A 17,965-nucleotide genomic window follows, 5' to 3' on the forward strand; every position below is an offset into this window, starting at 1 on the left:
GGTGTCAGTCCGTGCTCGAGGAGCGGCGGCGGGAGTGCACCAGCAGGGCCGCACCGCCGAGCAGGAGCGCGAGCACCCCGGCCGGGAGGAGCGACAGGTCGACGCCCGTCGAGGCCAGACCGGTGCCCGAGCCCGTGCCGGAGTGCGATCCGCCGGAGGCGCCGGGCGCCGCGGTGTGCGTCGGAGCGGCGGTCGGCTCACCGGGAGCGGGAGCGGGAGCGGGAGCGGGCGCCGGCGCGGTCGCCGTCGGCTCGGGAGTCGGCTCCGCGGTCGGTCCGGGAGTCGGCGCGGTGGTGGGCTCCGTGGTCGGCGCGGTCGTCGGCTCCGGAGTCGGCCCCGGGGTCCCCGGCTGCGCGAGCACCGGCACGGTCGACCAGTCGATGTCGCTCGCCAGGCCGTACGAGGTGTACGACGGCTGGTTGTACGCCGTGTTCTGGCGCGCGACCTCGACCCGGTACTGCGGGTCGTGCATGAGCGTGGTCAGCTTGCGGTCGGTGACCTCGGTGCTCGAGTAGACGCGGATCGCGCTCGAGTCGGCGGTCGGCAGCAGGAGCTCCTCGCGCCAGTCGCCGAGCACGTCCGCGACCAGCGACGGGTTGCCCTTGGTGCCGTTGTTGGTGACGGTGCCCTCGGCCGAGAGCAGCACCTCGCCGTCGCCCGTGACGATCGTCGGGGTGACCGGAGTGGCGTCCTGCATCGTCGTGCTCGCGACGATCTGCGTGGTCACGTCGGCCGCCCAGCGGATGCTCTGGTTGGTGCCCGGCTGCGTGTCCGAGAGCGGCTCGCCGCTGCTCGAGAACTCGCCGACCGCCCAGACCTCCTGGCCCGGCAGGGCGGGGTCGATGTCGCCGATCATGCCGCGACCGGTGTCCTTGCCGGTGTAGCCGCCGAAGAGCAGCTCGCCGGTGGCGGCGTCGCGCATTGCGTAGCCGTAGGGGGCGTAGGCGCCGCCCTCGTGCACCGTGAAGATCTCGAGACCGGGGTTCGCGGGATCGATGTCGGTGACGTGCATCGCGTCGCCGTGGCCGAGCTTGGCCTCGACGCCCGGGTCGGCGCTGCCCTCGGGCAGCGTGTCGTAGGAGCTGTAGAGCAGGCTGCCGTCGTCGTCGAGGGTGGCGGAGCCGTAGACGATCTCCTGGCGCCCGTCGCCGTCGACATCGGCCGCGCTGAGCGAGTGGAAGCCCTGCGTGGTCAGGCGGCCCCACTCCTCGCTCGTGCCCTCGCGGCCGTGCGGGCCGTCGTTGAAGGGGTTCGTCATCGGCACGTGGCCGCTGTCGGCCTTCCAGCGCTGGGTCAGCTCGCGGCCGTCCCAGTCGTAAGCGACGACGACGGCGCGCGTGTAGTAGCCGCGGGCGAAGACGGCCGACTGGGTCTCGCCGTCGAACGACGCGACTCCCGCGAGGAAGCGGTCGACGCGGTTGCCCGGCTCGATGCGCGACATCGCGTAGTCGCCCCAGAGCAGGCCGTCGTCCCCGCGACCCGGCTCGTAGGCCGCGGTCTCGAGCTCGGCTCCGGTCTCGCCGTCGAACACGGTGAGGTACTCGGGCCCGGTGAGCACGAAGCCCTCGAAGGTGGTGAGGTCGTTGCGGTCGCTGCGGCTGGGTGCGTAGACGTCGATGAAGTAGTCGACGAGCTCTTCGGCGCCGGCGCGGTCGAGCGGGTACTCGTGCGTCGGAGCGGTGCCGAACGCCTCCTCGAGGGTGGCGGGCCACTGCCCGCTCGTCACCTCCTCGCGCTCGCCCCAGCCCTGGAAGACCCCGACGAGGTGCTCGCGGTAGTCGGCGGCGGACATCCGGTAGTCGTCGTCGGCGGTGACGCCGGCCGCGACGTCCTCGGGCAGCAGAGTGATCGACTCGGCCTCGGAGGCGTCGCCACCGGGCAGCACGCGGGTGCCGGGTGCCGTCTTGGTCATGATCTCGGAGCGGCCGTCGCCGTCGAAGTCGGACACCATGAACTGCGTGTAGTGCGCACCCGAGCGGATGTTGACGCCCAGGTCGATGCGGTGCAGCAGTGTGCCGTCGGCCTCGTAGGTGTCGAGGTAGGTGCTCCCGGTGTAGCCCTTCTGCGAGACGTCCTTGGCGTTCGAGGGGTACCACTTCACGACGTACTCGTAGTCGCCGTCGCCGTCCATGTCGCCGACGCTCATGTCGTTGGCGCTGTAGGTGTACGCCTCGCCGGCCGGAGTGACCCCGTCGGCGGGCTTCTGCAGCGGCAGGGTCTCGAAGGCATCGGCCGACGCGGTGGCGGGCGCGCTGGGCTCGCCCGGCTCGCCGTCGACGATCGGCACGACGCGGTACTCGTCGCCTGGAGCGCCGTCGGCATCGTGCAGGTTGGTGCTGTCGGTGACGACTCCGACCTTCTCCGCTCCGCGGAAGACGGCGAAATCGGCGCCGACCATGCCGCTGTCGGAGGAGCCGGTGACCTCGGTCGCCAGCAGGCGCCAGCTGACGAAGACCCCTCCGTCGGGCGAGGCGAGCGCCACGACGCCGCGGTCGAGGTCCTCGAGCTGCGCGGTGAGGACGGGGTTGCCGGACGCGGCGTCGAGCGGCGCGGCCGAGGCGGGGATCGCCGCGGCGAGCGAGACGCCGGCGACGAGGGCGAGGCAGACGCCGGAGCGCACCGCCCGCCGGGAAGGAGCGTGACCGGACGAGGTCGCGCGCGGACGTAGGAACGAATTCGGCATTGAATCCCTCGGCATCGATGGACCAGGGTGCTGGAATGCGTTTTCCCTGGCGGTCCGGCCAGCCTAGGCGACCCCTTTCGCAGGGGTCAACAGCCCGCCGACAGGTGGCGGACAGCCCGCGTCGTCTCGCGCCGACCGGCCCGCGGCGCAGGCGGCCGGGCGCGGCCACCCCGTACCGTGGGGCGGATCGTCCCTCGTCCGGTGCAGGCGGCGGTCACCGATGATCGGAGCACCACAGGTGTCAGCTGTTCCCTCTCTTCCCCGCGGTGCGACGTTCCGCGGCGACCTCCTCGCCGAGCTGACGCGGCTGGAGGACTCCCAGGTCGAGGGCTGCATCCTCGTCGAGGGCATCACCTTCACCGACGACTCGACCGGGCTCGCCCTCGCCTCGCGACGATCCGTCGACGTTCCGGCCTTCATCAGCGCCGACGGGCTCTACCGGGTGCTCCGTCCGCACCTGGATCTCCGGCCCGTCAGCGAGAGGAGCTGGTCGAGCTACCCGGACGCCTCCGTGCACGGGCACTGGCGGATCCTGCTCTACGACCTCGCCCTCCTCGAGAGCAACATGGCGGAGGAGGTGCCCGGTCTGCACTACACATCGGTGGTCCGGGACGGTGAGGAGGCCACGGTCTCCGTCGCGGTCGGGCCGCACCGGCAGCGGCTGGCGGTGCCGCTCACGACGCATCCGCTGGGCGTCCCGATCGATCTCGCGCACGCCGTGATGGAGGCACACGCCACACCCGACCGCGCCTAGCGGCCGGCGACCTCTCGTGCGAGGACGCCGCCCTCAGAGGTCGGCGAGCAGCCTCTTCGGGGCGCGGGCGCGGAACGCCTCGTGCAGCACCTGCTCGAGGTCCCCGACCGAAATGCTCTCCAGCCGGACGATCACGCTCGCGTGCCCGTCGTAGTGCGGAGTCGTCGTGAACGTCTCCGGGTCGCGGTGCAGCAGCGCCTCGCGCTCGGCGAGATCGGCGCACCAGCAGAGCAGGTCGCCGGGCGTCTCGAGCAGTCGCGCGAAGATCGAGCGACCGGCGTACCAGGCGGGCGTGCCGTAGGAGGTGCGCTCCTGGACGCCGGGCAGCGCGAGCGCGATCCGCCGGGCATCGTCTTCGGTGCTCATGTCTCGGCGCTCACGCCTTCGTGCTCAGCGCGCCCTCGCGCAGGCCCTCCTCCTTGGCCTCGCGGACGAGCTCCGCGACGCGGCGGCGCGAGCGGAGGCGGCCGGCGAACAGGGCGCCGAGGATCAGCAGCACGCCGAGCAGCGAGAGGAGCTGCGGCACGGGGATCGCCGTCACGGTCGCCGACTGCGAGACCGGGGCGATCTCCACGAGCTCCTCCGATGGGGTGACGACCGTCGGGGCGACGGTGAAGTCGACTCCGACCGCGAAGAGCGGCCAGACGCCGTCGAGCACGACCGAGACCGTGCGGCGGTCTCCCGGGAGCAGCTCCTGCTGCGTGCCCTCCTCGGGCACGAGCGGGGCGGAGGCGCCGCCGGCGCTCACCGTGCCGTCGAGCAGCAGCCGGACGTTGCCCGTGTTGACGATCTCGGCGTCGACGGCCACGGAGCCGGGGTGCAGCGGGTTCCAGTCGAGGCGGTAGTCGCTCCGCACGTTCTCGACGGCGACGCCGGGGGAGACCTCTCCGCTCACGCGGGTCATCACGCGGAAGCCGACCCGGCTCTCGACGCCCACGGAGGCGCCGCCCTCCTCGGTGCCGACGGAGGTGATCGAGGCGGCGATGCCGGCGGCGTGATCGCCCGGCTCGGCGTCCTCGGGAACGGTGACGGTGAAGGGGACGACGGCCGTCGCGCCCGGGTCGACCGTGACGGACTCGGGAGCGTCGATCCAGGTGCCCGCCTCGACGGAGGGCTCCGAGGACGGGAGCATGCTGAAGCGGCCGGTGTCGGTGAAGTAGCCGTCGGCCGCGGTGATGCGGAAGGTGACCGTCTGAGCGCTGAGATTGCTGACCGCGGCCTCCTCCTGCACCTCGGCGCCCGGATCGAGCTCGAGCTCGATCCACGAGCGCTTGTCCGCCTCGCCGCCGGAGGCGGGGCGCATGGCCCAGGAGACGTCGCCGGCGGTCTCGGCGGAGGCGGGCGGAGCCGCGGCCAGCGTCGGCACGGCGAGGGCCAGCGCGAGGAGGGCGAGGAGCGCGGCGCGCGGCCGACGGGAGGATCGTCGCTGATCGGTCATGAGAATCCCAGGATGTCACGTGCAGAACAGGAGGCGCGGCCGAGCGGATGCCCGGCCGCGCCTCCCACGGGTCACTCGAAGAGCGACAGGGTGAGGGTGGAGGAGTACTCGCCGGCTTCGACGGTGGGCTCGGTGCGGAGGAACAGGTCGGCGTTCGCGGTGAAAGGCCCGGTGGGAGCCACCTCCGCGGACTCGTTCGTGAGGAACAGGAGCTCCTTGTCGACGAGGCCGACGTTGTTCGGGCCCTCGTCGATCGCGGTGTCGACGCGGTCGCCCTCGGCGACGAGTCCGGTGTCGCCTCCGTCGATGACGTTCGGCTGCCAGCCGAGGTTCTCGGCGCCGATGACGTCGCCCTCGGCGTTGGTGAAGTCGGACGCGGTTCCGACGACGTACCAGCCGGGGGTGGCGGGGATGTCGGCGGGATCGCGGGTGTCGGTCACCGTGACGGTGGGGAGGGTGCCGGTGAACTGGCGGATCACGGCGGTGGAGCCGCTCTCGACCAGTTCTGCGGAGGTGCCGGCGACGGTCATCGAGAGCGCGCCTCCTCCGGGCAGAGGGGCGATGTCGACGTTGACGTCGACGTCGTCGTTGCCGTACTCGAGTTCGGCCGCCATCGCGGTCCCGGCGGTGCCGAGCAGGAGCAGGCCACCGGCGAGGCCGGCGGTGGTGCGGATCAGGAGCGATCGGGTGTTCATTGCGGGTGTTCTCCGTTCTCCGCGGCGGCGCCGTCGCCGCCGCGGTTCTGTGTGTCGGTCGGATCCCGTGGTCAGCCGCAGCTGGCCGCGGAGGTGGGGGTCGTGGTGGTCGCCGAGGCGGGCTTGCCCGCGACGAACGCCGTCGAGGTGGTGGTGGCCTCACCGGCAGGGACGCTCGCCGTGCGGGCGGTGAAGGCCGCCGTGACGGTCTTCCCGGCGCCGACCTCGGCGAAGGACTTGGAGCCGTGGGCCGTGGTGATCGTCGTCTTCACCGGGAAGGCGTTCGGGTTGGTCGCGGTCACGGTGACCACGATCTTCCCCGCGACGCAGCGGGTGCTGGTCGTGGTCGTCGCCCCGACGATCCCGGCTGTGCCGGTGACCGCGCTGGTCTGCGCCGTCGCCGTGGCCGGCGACCAGCCGGGCTTCGTGGCCGTCACCGCGACCGAGACCACGGTGCCGCGGTCGGCGGCGGTGAGGACGTACGACGACGCGGTCGCGCCGGCGATGTCCACCCCGCCGCGCTTCCACTGGTACGCCGTGGCGGTCCAGGGGGAGGAGGCGGTCGCGGTCAGCGTGCTGCCGACGGTCGCCGCTCCGGTGATCGCCGCTCGCAGCGGCGCCGGGTCGGTGATCGTCTGCGCGGGCACACTCTCGAGGGTCGGCGTCACCTTCTGCATCAGCCCGGTCGTCGCGTCGAAGGTGACACGGTCGATCGTGGTCTCGCGGTGCTGGCCGTCTCCGCCCGGGATGGCGAAGCGGTGGTAGGCGATGTACCAGTCGTCCGTGCCGGGGACGTTGACGATCGAGTTGTGACCGGTGGCGAGGATCCCCAGCGCCGGGTTCTTCTCGAGGATCACACCGCGGTAGGTCCACGGGCCGTCGACGCTCGTCGAGGTCGCGTAGCCCACCTTGTAGTTCTCGGATCCGGTGTCGTCGATCGAGTACGTGAGGTGGTACAGCCCCTGGCGGTAGTTGACGAAGCTGCCCTCGCGGTAGTCGGTCAGGCCGCTCATCCGCTTGATGGTGCCCGCCTTGATCGAGAGCATGTCGTCCGAGAGCTCGCCGTAGACGGGCGATCCGTTGCCCCAGAAGAGGTAGCTCTTGCCGGTGGCGGGGTCGGTGAACGCGGCCGGGTCGATGGCCTGACCGGACGTCACGGACTCGCCGTTGGTGATCATCGCGGTGGGCTGCGCGGTGAACGGGCCGACGGGGCTGTCGGCGACGGCCACTCCGATCGTCTTGCGGTCGAGCGACGCGTTGTGGCCCGAGAAGTAGAAGTAGTACTTCCCGCCCTTCTCGGTGATCGTCGGCGCCCAGGCGTTGCCCACGGCCCACGGGACGTTCCCGTTCGCGCCGTCGAGGGTGAGGATCGGCTGCGCGGAGCGCGTCCAGTCCACGAGGTTCTTGGACGACCAGACGTAGAAGGTCTTCCCGCCCCAGCCGGGGAAGCCGTCGGACGTCGCGTAGATGTAGAAGGTGTCGCCGAACGCCGCGATGTTGGGATCGGCGTAGAGACCCGGGATGACCGGGCTCTTCATCTCGATGGCCTTCATCGTCCAGGTCGCGGTCGCGCCACCCGCCGCCGTCAGTGTGTAGGTGACGGGCGTGCGAAGGTCGCGCACGGTCCCGGAGGCGGGGGAGGCGGTCGTGCCGGTCGCCGTGGTGAACGTCGGGGCCAGCTTCGAGCGGTCGGTGCCGGGCTTCACCGCGAAGGTGACGGTCCGAGCGGCCGAGTCGACGATCGGAGCGACCTTCAGCACGTCGGGCGTGGTGAGCGAGACTCCGGCGATCTGGTCGGCCGACCCGGAGCGGGTCAGCACCTCGCTCTCGGTGAGGGCGCGGTTCCAGAGCGCGAACTCGCGGTACTCGCCTGTGAAGAGCTTGTCGCCGCCGTAGAGCGAGCGGCCGAGGTGGTTCGCCGTGGTGCGTCCGCCGCCGAGGTCCGCCGGCACGGTGGTGACTCCGGTCTTCGTCGCGACCTTCGCCCCGTTCAGGTAGATCGTGGCGGTGCCGTTCGAGAGCGTGTAGGTCAGCTTCGCCCACTGCCCGCGGGGCAGGTTCGAGCCGGAGCTCGCGGTCTGCTCGGTCGTGTAGTTCCCGGAGGCGATGCTCGTGCGGTACGCGTTGCCCGTGGTGAACAGGTAGCCGTCGCCGGCGTTGTTCGACGAGTTGCCGAGTCCGTAGAGGAAGTACGGCGTGCCCTGGGCGGGGTCGATCTTCACCTCGGCCTCGATCGTGATGTCCTCGACTCCGGCCAGGACGTCGTCCGGCAGGTCGACGTGGTCGTCGACGCCGTCGAACGCGAGGGCGCCGGACCTCCAGGCCGCGCCGCCGACGATCGTGCCGTCGCGGTCGTTGCCCGAGACGTCCTCGAGCGTCGTGCCCGAGCCGTTGTCGAAGGAGTAGCGGAGGATCTCGCCGGCCGCGTTCGCGGTGACCGGGGTCGGTCCGGCGGGCTCGGCCGCACGCAGCGCGGCGAGCTCGGTGGCCGTCACCGGGAGCACCGTGCCGTGGCGCGGGCTCGCGGGGAGGTCGTAGTCCGGGGCGACCTGCCAGTTCGGCGCGTTCAGGTCGGCGGTCTGCAGCGGGATGTAGCCGCGTCCGCCGTACTCGTCGACGAAGAGGTAGTTCTTCTGCCCGTTGACGTCGCCGGGGTTGGCGGCGAAGGCGGTGGGGCCCTCGACGGCGCCGGTGCCGGCGTCGCGGCCGATGCAGCTGTCGACGGTGGTCCAGCCGGTGAGCGGCGCGCGGAGCGACGTCGACTTCTCCTGGATGATGTCGGAGCAGCCGGTGCCGCTCGCGCCCTCGTCCTTCGTGAAGCGGTGGAAGGTGCCGTTCTGCTCGAGCACCGTGGAGTCGATGCGCGAGGTGTTCTGCCAGACCTGCGGGGTGCTGAAGGTCGTGAAATCGCGGGTGGTGGCGTACATCATGACGTTGTTCACGTTGCCGGTGTGGTTCGGGTCGTTCTCGGCGTAGAGCTTCGAGGCCCAGTAGACGACGTACGCGCCGATGCTCGCGTCCCAGTGCGCCTCGGGCGCCCAGGTGTTGCCGGCGGTCTCGGGCGAGACCAGCACGTGGCGCTGCTCGGACCAGTTCACGAGGTCGTGCGACTCCCAGACCTCGAGGTAGCGGCTGCCCTGGCGCTGCGAGCGGTCCCAGTCGCCGTTGCGGCCGATGGAGAGGTCGGTCGCGATCAGGTAGAAGGTGTCGCCCTCGGGAGAGCGGAGGAGGAACGGGTCGCGCAGGCCCTTCTCGCCGAACGTCGAGGTCAGCGTCGGCTGCCCGCCGTTGAGCTCGTCCCAGGCCAGGGCGTCGTTGCCCTTGCTCGCGGCGAAGAAGATGTTCTCGCCCTCGACGCTGTTGCCGGTGAAGTACGCGAAGGCGTAGCCCTCGAGAGCGCCGAGCTCCTTCGAGGCGCGCACGGTGGCGACGAGGTCGCGCGTGGCGGTGGCCGAGTTCTTGGTGACCGTGGCGCGGAGCGTGACGGTGCGGTCGGCGGACTGGCGGGTGACGACTCCGGTGGTCGAGATCACGGCCGGGTCGCTGGAGGTCCAGCTGATCGACGTGCCGGCGGGAGCCGCGGGGATCGTGATGTTGCCGCGCACGTCGCCGAGGTCCGGGATCGCGAGGCCGGCGGCGGCCGCGTCGACGACCTGCTGGTCGCCGGCCTGCGAGAGCACGGTGGCGGTGAACGCCTTCGTGCGCGACTCGGAGCCGCTCGTGATCGTCGCGGTCAGGGTGACGGTCGCGTTGCCCGCGGAGGCGGCGGGCCGGGTGACGACTCCGCTCGTCGAGATCGTCTGCGGAGCGCTCGAGGCCCACGTGATCGTGGATCCGTTGGCGCCCGTCGTGGGCAGTGCGAGGTTCGCCTGGACGGCCGAGAGGTCGCCGAGCGCCAGCGCGGACGCGTCGCGGGCGGCCTTCGTCGCCGCGGTCGGCTGCAGGGCGGCGACCTCGGCGGCGGTGAGCGCGTTGTCGTAGATGCGGAAGTCGCGCACGCTGCCGGCGAGCGTGCGGTCGGCGGCGTAGTTGGAGCGGCCGATGAAGTTCGCGGTGGTCGTGCCGCCGCCGATCGAGGCGGGGGTCGTGGTGACTCCCGTCTTCACGGCGACCTGGCTGCCGTCGAGGTAGAGGCGCGCGGTGTCGCTCGCATCGTCGAGCGTGTAGGTGAGGGTCTTCCAGACGCCGCGGGAGAGCGGCGACGCGGTCTCGACGTTCTGCTCACCCTGCCAGTTGCTCGGCGTGATCGTGGTGCGGTACCGGTTGTCGGCCAGGGTGGCGAGGTAGCCGGCGCCGGAGTTGCTCGTCGCGGCGGTGCCGAGCCCGTAGACGAAGTAGTTGCCCGTCTGCTCGGGACGCACCAGCACCTCGGTGCTGACGGTGATCGAGTTCAGCCCGGCGAGGACGTCGTCGGGCAGCTTCACGTGGTCGTCGGTGCCGTCGAGCCGCAGGCCCGCGTCGCCGCCCGGGGTCGCTCCGCCGACGATCGTGCCGTTGCGGTTCCTGCCCGAGCTGTCGACGGCGACGGTGCCGCTGGTCTCGGTCAGCTGGTAGCGCAGGACGAGGTTCTCGGGGTTCGCGGCGGCCTGGGCGGGCGGCGAGGAGAGGAGGGGGACCGCCAGGGCCACGGCTGTCGCCATGACGAGGGGTCGTAGGAAGGGCTTCATCGCGCTTGCTCCTAGGTCGGCACCATTGCTGAGTGGAGGGGGCCGACACACGTCGGCGTGTTCACGGTAACACGATGTTGACGTCAACGTGAAGGGGTGCGGGCACCTCCGGCGCACTCTAATCCGCAGCGCTCGCAGCACAACGACGAACGGCACCCCCGGACCCGTGAGGGGCTCGAGGGTGCCGTCGGAGTCGGTGCGTGGAGGGTGCGCGCTACGTCCTGCTGCGCCGCATCACGGCGCGCTGCAGGAGGACGAACACGAGGAGGATGCCGCCGGTGATGATCGTGGTCGCCTCGGGCGGGATGCCGCCGTCGCGGGTGATCAGGACGTTCATCAAACCCAGGACCAGCGCGCCGACGACCGAGCCGAGCACGAAGCCGACGCCTCCGGTCAGCAGCGTGCCGCCGATGACGGTCGCCGCGATCGCGTCGAGCTCCCATCCGGTGCCGGTGATGTTCTGGGCGCTGCCGAGGCGGGCCGTGTAGACCACTCCGGCGAGACCGGCGAGCGTGCCGCTGATCACGTAGATCGAGAGCTTGGTCCGCAGGACCGGGAGGCCCATGAGCGCCGCCGACTGCTCGGAGCCGCCCATCGCGTAGACCGTGCGGCCGAGCCGCGTGCGGTGCAGGACGAAGAACGCCCCGGCCACGACGAGCAGCGCGATGACGACGCCCGGGCTGATGACGAAGTCGTTGACCTTGGGCCCGTCGATCAGCTTGATCGGCGTCGCGAGCGAGAGCACCGCCGAGTCCTCGGGGAGGCGCTCGGGCACGGTGCTCAGCATCGAGGCGAGCCCCCGCGCCAGGAACATCATCGCCAGCGTCGCGATGAACGGCTGGACGTCGAAGTACTGGATCAGGATGCCCGAGATCAGGCCGAACGCGGAGCCGATGACGATCATCAGGACCATGACGATCCAGGGGTTCCAGCCGGCGTTGATCAGCAGCACGCCGCTGACGCTGCTGAAGGCGATCACGGCGCCGACCGAGAGGTCGATGCCCCCGGTCAGGATCACGAAGGTGAGCCCCACCGCGAGGATGATCAGGTGCGCGTTGTTGACCAGGAGGTTCGACAGCGTGCTCGCCTGGAGGATCCGGCCGTAGGCCGCCTCGCCGTAGACGATCATGCCGACGAAGATGACGAGCGCCGCGAGGGTCGGCAGCTTGTCGAGGTGCTGGCTGAAGAAGGACCGGGCGCTCGTGCGCTCGGAGCTCGCCGGAGGGGCGGAGCGGGTCAGCAGGGCGCTCATGCGGGGATCGCCTCTTTCTGCGGGGCGCGACGACGCGCTTCGCGACGGTGGGAGAAGGCGGAGCGGACGCGCTCGGACTGCAGGAGGCAGAGAGCGACGATCACGATCGCCTTGAAGGCCGGCGTCGCGGAGGAGGAGACGCCGAGGAAGACCACGGTCTTGTCGAGGGTCGCGATCAGGATCGCTCCGACCGCGGCTCCGGCGATGTTGAACTTGCCGCCCGCGAGCGACGTGCCGCCGATGACGACCGCGAGGATCGCGTCGAGCTCGAGCTGGTACCCGGTGCGGGAGGTGTCGACGGTCATGACGCTCGCGGTGGCGAACACGCCCGCCACTCCGGCCAGCACGCCGCTGCTGATGTAGGCGGTGAGGAGGAGGCCGCGGCGGTTGATGCCCGCGAGGCGGGCGGCCTTGGCGTCCATGCCGATGGCCTCGATCATGAGGCCCAGCGCGCTGCGGCGGACCAGGAGGCCGACCGCGACGACGATGGCGATCGCCAGGAGGAAGACGACCGGGAGGCCGAAGACGTAGCCGTTGGCGAGCCAGCGGAACGGCTCGTTGGTGGCGGCGGTGTTCTGGCCGCCGGTGATCACCTTGGCGAGACCGCGGCCGGCGAGCATCACGACGAGCGTGCTGATGAAGGGCTGGAGGCCCACCACCGAGACGAGCACGCCGTTGACCGCTCCGAGCACTGCGCTGACGAGCAGCGCGAGGCCGAAGGCGGCGGCCGCGGCGCCGAGGGAGTCGGGAGCGCCCTGGGCGTTCAGGAACTCCATCGAGACGGCTCCGGCGACGACCATGATCGAGCCGACCGAGAGGTCGATGCCGCCGGTCGCGACGACCAGGCACATGCCGACGGCGATCATGAGGATCGGAGCCGCCGCTCGGGCGATGTCGATGACGTTGCCGACGAGGTAGCCGGTGGTGGGGCTCATCGAGACCGCGAGGTAGCCCGGGTCCTTGACGACGTTGATCAGCAGGAGGAGGACGATCGCGACCGCTCCCCAGAACCACTGCCTCCGGATGAGGCCGGTCAGGAACGAGGTCCTGCCGGCTCGGGTGTCGCTGCTCATGATGCGGCCTCCTGCGTGGCGCCTTCGAGAACGACGACGTCCTCGTCGACGACTCCCTCTGCGGCGATGGTAGTGACGATGGACTCCGCTGTCACCGCGGGTCCGTTGAGGATCTCGGCGATGACCCGGTGATCCTTGAGCACGATGATGCGGTCGCTCAGGCGGACCACCTCGTCGAGCTCGGAGGAGATGAAGATCACGGCGACGCCCTCGCCGGCGAGCGCGACGACCTTCTCCTGGATCTCGGCCTTGGCGCCGACGTCGATGCCGCGGGTGGGCTCGTCCAGGATGAGGATCTCGGGGTGCGTGGCGAGCCAGCGGCCCAGGAGGACCTTCTGCTGGTTGCCACCGGAGAGCTTGCTGATCGGGCGATCGGGGTCGGCCGGGCGGACGTTGAGCTCGACCAGGTACTTCGCGACGATGTCGTCCTTCTCCTTCTTGGAGAGGGGACGGGCCCAGCCGCGCTTGGCCTGGACCGCGAGGATCAGGTTCTCGCGGACCGAGAGGTCGCGGATGATTCCCTCGTCGCGGCGGTTCTCGCTCGAGAACGCGATCTTGTGCGCGAGGCCCGCGGTGGGCGTCGGCACGTCGATCTTCTTGCCGTGCAGCGTGATCTCGCCCGTCTCGGGCTTGTCGACGCCGTAGATCAGGCGCGCGAGCTCGGTCCGGCCGGAGCCGAGGAGCCCGGCGAATCCGACGACCTCTCCGCGGTGCAGGGTGAGGTCGGTGGGCTCGATCGAGCCCTTCCGGCCGATCCCCTTGGCCGTGTAGAGCGGCGCGTCGCGGTAGAGGTGGTCGCTGTTCTCGCGCTCGGAGTCGAGGGAGCGCAGCGCCGCGATGTCCTTGCCGATCATCTTCGAGATGAGCGAGGTGCGGTCGAGATCGGGCGTGAGGTACTCGCCGATGAAGGTGCCGTTGCGCAGCACGGTCAGGCGGTCGCTGATCGCGTACACCTGGTCGAGGAAGTGCGAGACGAAGAGGATCGCGACGCCCTCGGCCCGCAGGCGCCGGATGACGGTGAAGAGGTTCTCGACCTCGTTCGCGTCCAGGCTCGAGGTCGGCTCGTCGAGGATGAGGACCTTCGAGTCGCTCACCGTCGAGCGGCTGATCGCGACCAGCTGCTGCATCGCGATCGAGAGCGAGGAGAGCGACTGGCGCGTGTTGAGGTGGTCGAGCCCGAGCTTGCCGAGGGCGACCTTCGCCGCCGCGTGCGTGGCCTTCCAGTTGATGCCGAAGGGGCCGCGGACCTCGTAGCCGAGCATTACGTTCTCGCCGATGGAGAGGTTCGTGACCAGGTTCACCTCCTGGTACACCGTCGAGATGCCGGCCGCCTGCGCGTCGGCGGTGCCGCCGAGGCGCTTGGGGGAGCCGCCGACCAGGATCTCGCCGCTGTCGATGCGGTAGACGCCGGTCAGGGCCTTGATGAGCGTGGACTTGCCGGCGCCGTTCTCGCCCATGAGCGTGTGGACCTCGCCCGGGAAGAGGCGGAAGTCGACGCCGTCGAGCGCTTTGACACCGGGGAAGCTGATCGAGATGTTCTTCATCTCGACGATCGGAGGCGAGCCTGTCATGTCGCGTCCTTCCGTTCTCGAGCAGGGCGGACCGGAAGCGGTGACGCCGAGGGACGGAGACGCGGGGCCCGGAGATCGTCCGGGCCCCGCGTGTTCCGCAGGGGGAGGGTGTGAGCCCTAGGGCTGCGGTCGGGCCCTAGAACTTGCGGTCGGGCAGGACCTCGGCGGCCACCTCGGGCGAGTCGAAGGTCTCGCTCGGGACGACGATGGAGGACTCGACGGTCTCGCCGGCCAGCGTCTTCTCGACGGCGTCGAGGGCGGTCTCGCCGAACAACGGGTTGTACTCGGCGACGAAGCTGAGCTCGCCGTCGGCCAGGGCCTGCAGCGCGTTCTTGGTGCCGTCGATCGTGGCGATCTTGACGTCGGTGCCGGGGGTGAGGCCGGCCTCCTGGACGGCCTGGACGGCGCCGAGGCCCATCTCGTCGTTCTGGGCGAAGACGAGCTGGACGTCGTTGTTGTTCGACTTCAGGACGGTCTCGAAGACGCTCTTCGCCTCTTCGGTCGACCAGTTGGCGGTCTGCGCGCCGAGCTTCACGAACTTCGAGTCGGCGCCGATGACCTCGTCCCAGCCCTCGTTGCGCTCGTTGACGACCGAGACGCCCGCGGGGCCCTCGAGCGTGAAGTAGTTCGCGCCGTCGGGGAAGGTCGTGGTGGCCCAGTCGGCGACCGAGGTGCTGACCGCGATGTTGTCGGGCGCGATGCGGGTGACGTAGAGGTCGGAGTCGTCCGGCTCGATGCCGCGGTCGATCAGGATGACCGGGATCTCGGCCTCCTGAGCGCGCTCGAGCGAGTCCTCCCAGCCGGAGCCCTCGGTGGCCGACAGCAGGATGATGTCGACGCCCTCGTCGACGAACGACGTGAAGGAGTCGATCTGGGACTTCTGGTCGCCGTTGGTGGCGGGGGCGTACTTGAGCTCGTAGCCGGCCTCCTCGGTGAACGTGTCCTCGATGTTGGTCTCGTTCGCCTGGCGCCACGCGCCCTCGGGGCCGACGGCCACGAATCCGATGGTGGTCAGGTCGCCCTCGCCGCCGGCTCCCGCCTCCGAGTCGCCGCCGGAGCAGCCTGCGAGGCCGAACGCCATCGCGCCGACCGCTGCGAAACCCAGGAACTGGCCGATACGCCTCTTCGTGGACATGTGTCTCCTCCTTGAGACCGCGGGCGCGCCGAAGAGCGCCCGGGATGGGGTGGGCGCGAAGGCCCGGTGGTGGTCGGGCCTAGCGGCCCGAGGTGCAGTGAGTGCAGGATGTGCTGTGGACGCCGAGTGATCGCGTCCTCTGCTCGGATGTTACCGTGAACAAAACTTGTGACGCAACAGCGTCCTCGCGCTGCCGTGTAACGATCCGGTACCCCGGTGCGGCGGGCTCGCTCCTCCCGACGGCGCCGCTGCACCCCTGCGCCCCGCTGCCGGGTCGCGCTGCCGCACTTCGCCCCTGGATTCCGCCGCCGCGTCTCGCCGCGTCTCTCCGCGGCGGCGCCTCACCGCCTCTCTCCGCCACCGCCCCTCGCCGCTTCGCCGCCGCCGCCTCTCACTGCCACCGCCCCTCGCCGCTTTTCCGCTGCCGCCTCTCGCCGCCCCTCCGTCGCCTCGCCTCGCGTGGCCGCCTCTCTCCGTCGTCGCGCCTCGCCGTCGCGCCTCGCCGTCGCGGGGGTCGACCGGTCAGAACGGCGGCGGGGCGTCCTCGAACCTCGGTCCGCCCGAGAACGCGCGAGCGGCGCCGGGGACCGGGGCCGGACGGGTGGTCACGCGCCGTCCGGTGGGAGTGGTCCAGTCGGCGGTGCCGTCGGGATGCAGGACGTAGGTCCAGCGGTCGCCGTGGCGGACGTGGTGGTGGGCGACGCAGAGCGACGCGAGGTTGTCGAGCGCGGTCTCGCCGCCGTGGCGCCATTCGATCGTGTGGTCGGCCTCGGCGGTGGCGGCGGAGCGGGTGCAGCCCGGGAATCGGCACGTCCGATCCCTCAGCTGCAGGTGGAGCCGCATCCGAGCGGGCGGGACCCGGTGGGTGCGGCCGACGGACGCGACACCGCCGGACACCGGATCGACCAGGACCCGGGTGAAGGAGGCCGCCGTGCCCACCAGCTCCCGCGCAGCACGGGCGGAGATCGGTCCGTAGCCGTCGAGGTCGGCCGGAGCGTCGTCGAGGCCCGCGGCGGTGCTCGCGGCGATCGTGAGGCGCACCTCGGCGCGCACCCCCGGCACGAAGGCGCGTGAGGCGACGACCCCCTCCTCGGTCGGGGCGGTGCCGGAGACGTCGCCGTCGCAGAGCAGATCGGCGAGCGCGTCGGCCCGCAGCTGCGAGAGCGTGCGCTCGTCAGTCTCCGCGCCGGCGTCGGCGTGCCGGACGTCGCTCCCGGGGGCGCCGTCGCGGAGGGTCCGTGCGATGCGATCCAGGCGGGCGAACGCGCCCAGCGCGACCGGTGCCGGGAGGAGCGCGCACAGGGTCGCCATGCCGTCGACCTCGGGCACGATCCAGACCGCCCTGTCCTCGCGAGCGCGGACGTGCCGCCGCTCGAGGGGCTCCTCGTGCACCTCCTCGCGGAGCCGTGCGACGGCGCGGCGCAGCTGAGTGGGGGTCATCGAGACGGCGAGCCCCGCCGCCCGCTCGTCGAAGACCGCCCGGGAGGAGGAGGGCAGGGTCTGCGCGACGGCGCAGATCAGCCGCCCCGCCTCCCAGCGGATGAGCGCTGCGGCCAGCGCGGCCCGCGTGCACGGCAGCTCCTCGACCAGCAGCTGCGCCTCGTCGAGCTCGCGCGACGCGACCCGCTCGGACACGCCCAGTGCGACTGCGAACTCCGCTCGGATCGACCGCTCCACCAGCTCGTCGGTCTCGCTGCGCGACAGGCCCCGGGCGAACGCCTCCGGGTGTGCGAGTGCCGCCCGGTACCCCGCGTGCAGCTCCTCGGCCGCCGCCAGCAGGACCGGTGCCGCGGAGCGCGCGAGCGCGCCGGCGCGATCACCGCGCTCCCTCACCTCCGCGAGCGCCGACTCGGAGGGATCGTCTTCTCGAGTTTCTCTCATGTCCACGAGTCAACACGCGACCACCGACATCCTCGTCCGCCCGGCGGTGAGCGGGGGACGGATCGGACGCGGGCACCCTGGGGAGGAGGGGGGACTGCGGGTCGGCCCTCCGATCCGCGATCCCGGCGGAGGTCAGGACTTCTGCAGCATCAGCAGCGAGGGAGCCCGTCCCTTCTCGATGTGCGTGAAGGCGATGGACTCCGCGAGGCGGTCGTTGCCCGACCGGATCGCCTCGAGGAGACCGTGGTGCTCGTCCGACTGCTGTCGCTGGTCACGGGCGCTGGTGAGGTAGAAGAGCCACGTCATCCTGCCCGTGACCGCGCGCATCAGCGAGGCGAGGAGGGCGCTCCCGGCGACTTCGACGACGGCCTCGTGCACGACGGTGGAGGTCTCGGCGACGTCGAGCCAGTCCTCGCTGTCGAGCGCGCGGTGCTCGGCCTCGATCGCCTCGAGCAGGGGCTGGAGGGACGCGCCGGCCGCGACCGCGCGGGCCGCGAGACGCGCGGCGAGCGTCTCGAGGCTGAGGCGGACGTCGAAGAGCTCGACCACGTCCTCCTCGCTCCACTGGGCGACGCGGGTCGAACGGCGGGGGGACATGCGCACGAAGCCCTCGTTGGCGAGCTGCGGGACGGCCTCCCGGACGGGGAGGCGCGAGACGTGCAGATCGGCGGCGAGCGACGCTTCGACGAGTCGCGAGCCCTGCGGATAGTGGCCGAGGATGATCCGCTTCCGGAGCGACCGGTAGGTCTGGCTCGCCAAGGATTCCTCGGGGGTGACGAGGGTCATGGGGGTCCTCCTAGCGACGGCCGCTCCATT

12 protein-coding genes are annotated in these 17,965 nt (G+C 71.2%); 1 reads left to right on the forward strand and 11 read right to left on the reverse strand.

Translation table 11 applies throughout. From position 1 onward, the window contains the following. Positions 1-4: 4 nt before the first annotated feature. Positions 5-2,620, reverse strand: coding sequence for a rhamnogalacturonan lyase (locus tag AC0CID_RS15385; protein ID WP_465227489.1), 2,616 nt, complete (start codon positions 2,618-2,620; stop codon positions 5-7). A gap of 301 nt (positions 2,621-2,921) precedes the next feature. On the opposite strand from AC0CID_RS15385, the gene AC0CID_RS15390 reads away from it, so the two are divergent. Further along, positions 2,922-3,437, forward strand: coding sequence for a hypothetical protein (locus AC0CID_RS15390; RefSeq protein WP_465227490.1), 516 nt, complete (start codon positions 2,922-2,924; stop codon positions 3,435-3,437). A 33-nt stretch (positions 3,438-3,470) separates the two neighbouring features. Here AC0CID_RS15390 and AC0CID_RS15395 read toward each other — a convergent pair whose 3' ends face one another. The 10 genes from AC0CID_RS15395 to AC0CID_RS15440 form a co-directional block, all read right to left on the reverse strand. Next, positions 3,471-3,803 (reverse strand): MmcQ/YjbR family DNA-binding protein, encoded by a 333-nt coding sequence (locus AC0CID_RS15395; RefSeq protein WP_465227491.1) that lies wholly within the window; start codon positions 3,801-3,803, stop codon positions 3,471-3,473. Between the two features lie 10 nt (positions 3,804-3,813). Beyond that, positions 3,814-4,875: a hypothetical protein gene (locus AC0CID_RS15400; protein ID WP_465227492.1), complete on the reverse strand. Its 1,062-nt coding sequence runs from the start codon at positions 4,873-4,875 to the stop codon at positions 3,814-3,816. Between the two features lie 71 nt (positions 4,876-4,946). Continuing rightward, on the reverse strand, positions 4,947-5,570 hold the full coding sequence (locus AC0CID_RS15405) for a hypothetical protein (RefSeq protein ID WP_207405656.1): 624 nt from the start codon (positions 5,568-5,570) through the stop codon (positions 4,947-4,949). 71 nt (positions 5,571-5,641) lie between these two features. Continuing rightward, a complete protein-coding gene (locus tag AC0CID_RS15410) occupies positions 5,642-10,237 on the reverse strand; it encodes a family 43 glycosylhydrolase (protein ID WP_465227493.1) in 4,596 nt (1,531 codons plus the stop codon). A 214-nt stretch (positions 10,238-10,451) separates the two neighbouring features. After that, the gene (locus tag AC0CID_RS15415) at positions 10,452-11,489 is read right to left on the reverse strand and encodes an ABC transporter permease subunit (protein ID WP_207405658.1); all 1,038 of its coding nucleotides are present in this window, start codon (positions 11,487-11,489) and stop codon (positions 10,452-10,454) included. After that, a complete protein-coding gene (locus AC0CID_RS15420; RefSeq protein ID WP_465227494.1) occupies positions 11,486-12,562 on the reverse strand; it encodes an ABC transporter permease in 1,077 nt (358 codons plus the stop codon). Before AC0CID_RS15420 ends, AC0CID_RS15415 begins: the two co-directional genes overlap by 4 nt. Next, the gene (locus AC0CID_RS15425) at positions 12,559-14,133 is read right to left on the reverse strand and encodes a sugar ABC transporter ATP-binding protein (protein WP_465227495.1); all 1,575 of its coding nucleotides are present in this window, start codon (positions 14,131-14,133) and stop codon (positions 12,559-12,561) included. Before AC0CID_RS15425 ends, AC0CID_RS15420 begins: the two co-directional genes overlap by 4 nt. Before the next feature lie 136 nt (positions 14,134-14,269). Further along, positions 14,270-15,268 carry an ABC transporter substrate-binding protein gene (locus AC0CID_RS15430; protein ID WP_207405665.1) on the reverse strand — a complete coding sequence of 333 codons (999 nt, stop codon included), beginning with the start codon at positions 15,266-15,268 and terminating at the stop codon, positions 14,270-14,272. Positions 15,269-15,790: 522 nt separating this feature from the next. Beyond that, positions 15,791-17,149 (reverse strand): HNH endonuclease signature motif containing protein, encoded by a 1,359-nt coding sequence (locus AC0CID_RS15435; RefSeq protein ID WP_465227496.1) that lies wholly within the window; start codon positions 17,147-17,149, stop codon positions 15,791-15,793. A gap of 132 nt (positions 17,150-17,281) precedes the next feature. Next, positions 17,282-17,935 (reverse strand): GntR family transcriptional regulator, encoded by a 654-nt coding sequence (locus AC0CID_RS15440; protein WP_465227497.1) that lies wholly within the window; start codon positions 17,933-17,935, stop codon positions 17,282-17,284. Positions 17,936-17,965: the final 30 nt, after the last annotated feature.

Source organism: Rathayibacter sp. AC451 (assembly GCF_979253095.1).

Coding starts and splice junctions, on each gene's coding strand:
- AC0CID_RS15435 (WP_465227496.1), bottom strand. CDS start 17,149: ATGAGAGAAACTCGAGAAGACGATCCCTCCGAGTCGGCGCTCGCGGAG.
- AC0CID_RS15400 (WP_465227492.1), bottom strand. CDS start 4,875: ATGACCGATCAGCGACGATCCTCCCGTCGGCCGCGCGCCGCGCTCCTC.
- AC0CID_RS15440 (WP_465227497.1), bottom strand. CDS start 17,935: ATGACCCTCGTCACCCCCGAGGAATCCTTGGCGAGCCAGACCTACCGG.
- AC0CID_RS15410 (WP_465227493.1), bottom strand. CDS start 10,237: ATGAAGCCCTTCCTACGACCCCTCGTCATGGCGACAGCCGTGGCCCTG.
- AC0CID_RS15415 (WP_207405658.1), bottom strand. CDS start 11,489: ATGAGCGCCCTGCTGACCCGCTCCGCCCCTCCGGCGAGCTCCGAGCGC.
- AC0CID_RS15405 (WP_207405656.1), bottom strand. CDS start 5,570: ATGAACACCCGATCGCTCCTGATCCGCACCACCGCCGGCCTCGCCGGT.
- AC0CID_RS15425 (WP_465227495.1), bottom strand. CDS start 14,133: ATGACAGGCTCGCCTCCGATCGTCGAGATGAAGAACATCTCGATCAGC.
- AC0CID_RS15430 (WP_207405665.1), bottom strand. CDS start 15,268: ATGTCCACGAAGAGGCGTATCGGCCAGTTCCTGGGTTTCGCAGCGGTC.
- AC0CID_RS15420 (WP_465227494.1), bottom strand. CDS start 12,562: ATGAGCAGCGACACCCGAGCCGGCAGGACCTCGTTCCTGACCGGCCTC.
- AC0CID_RS15395 (WP_465227491.1), bottom strand. CDS start 3,803: ATGAGCACCGAAGACGATGCCCGGCGGATCGCGCTCGCGCTGCCCGGC.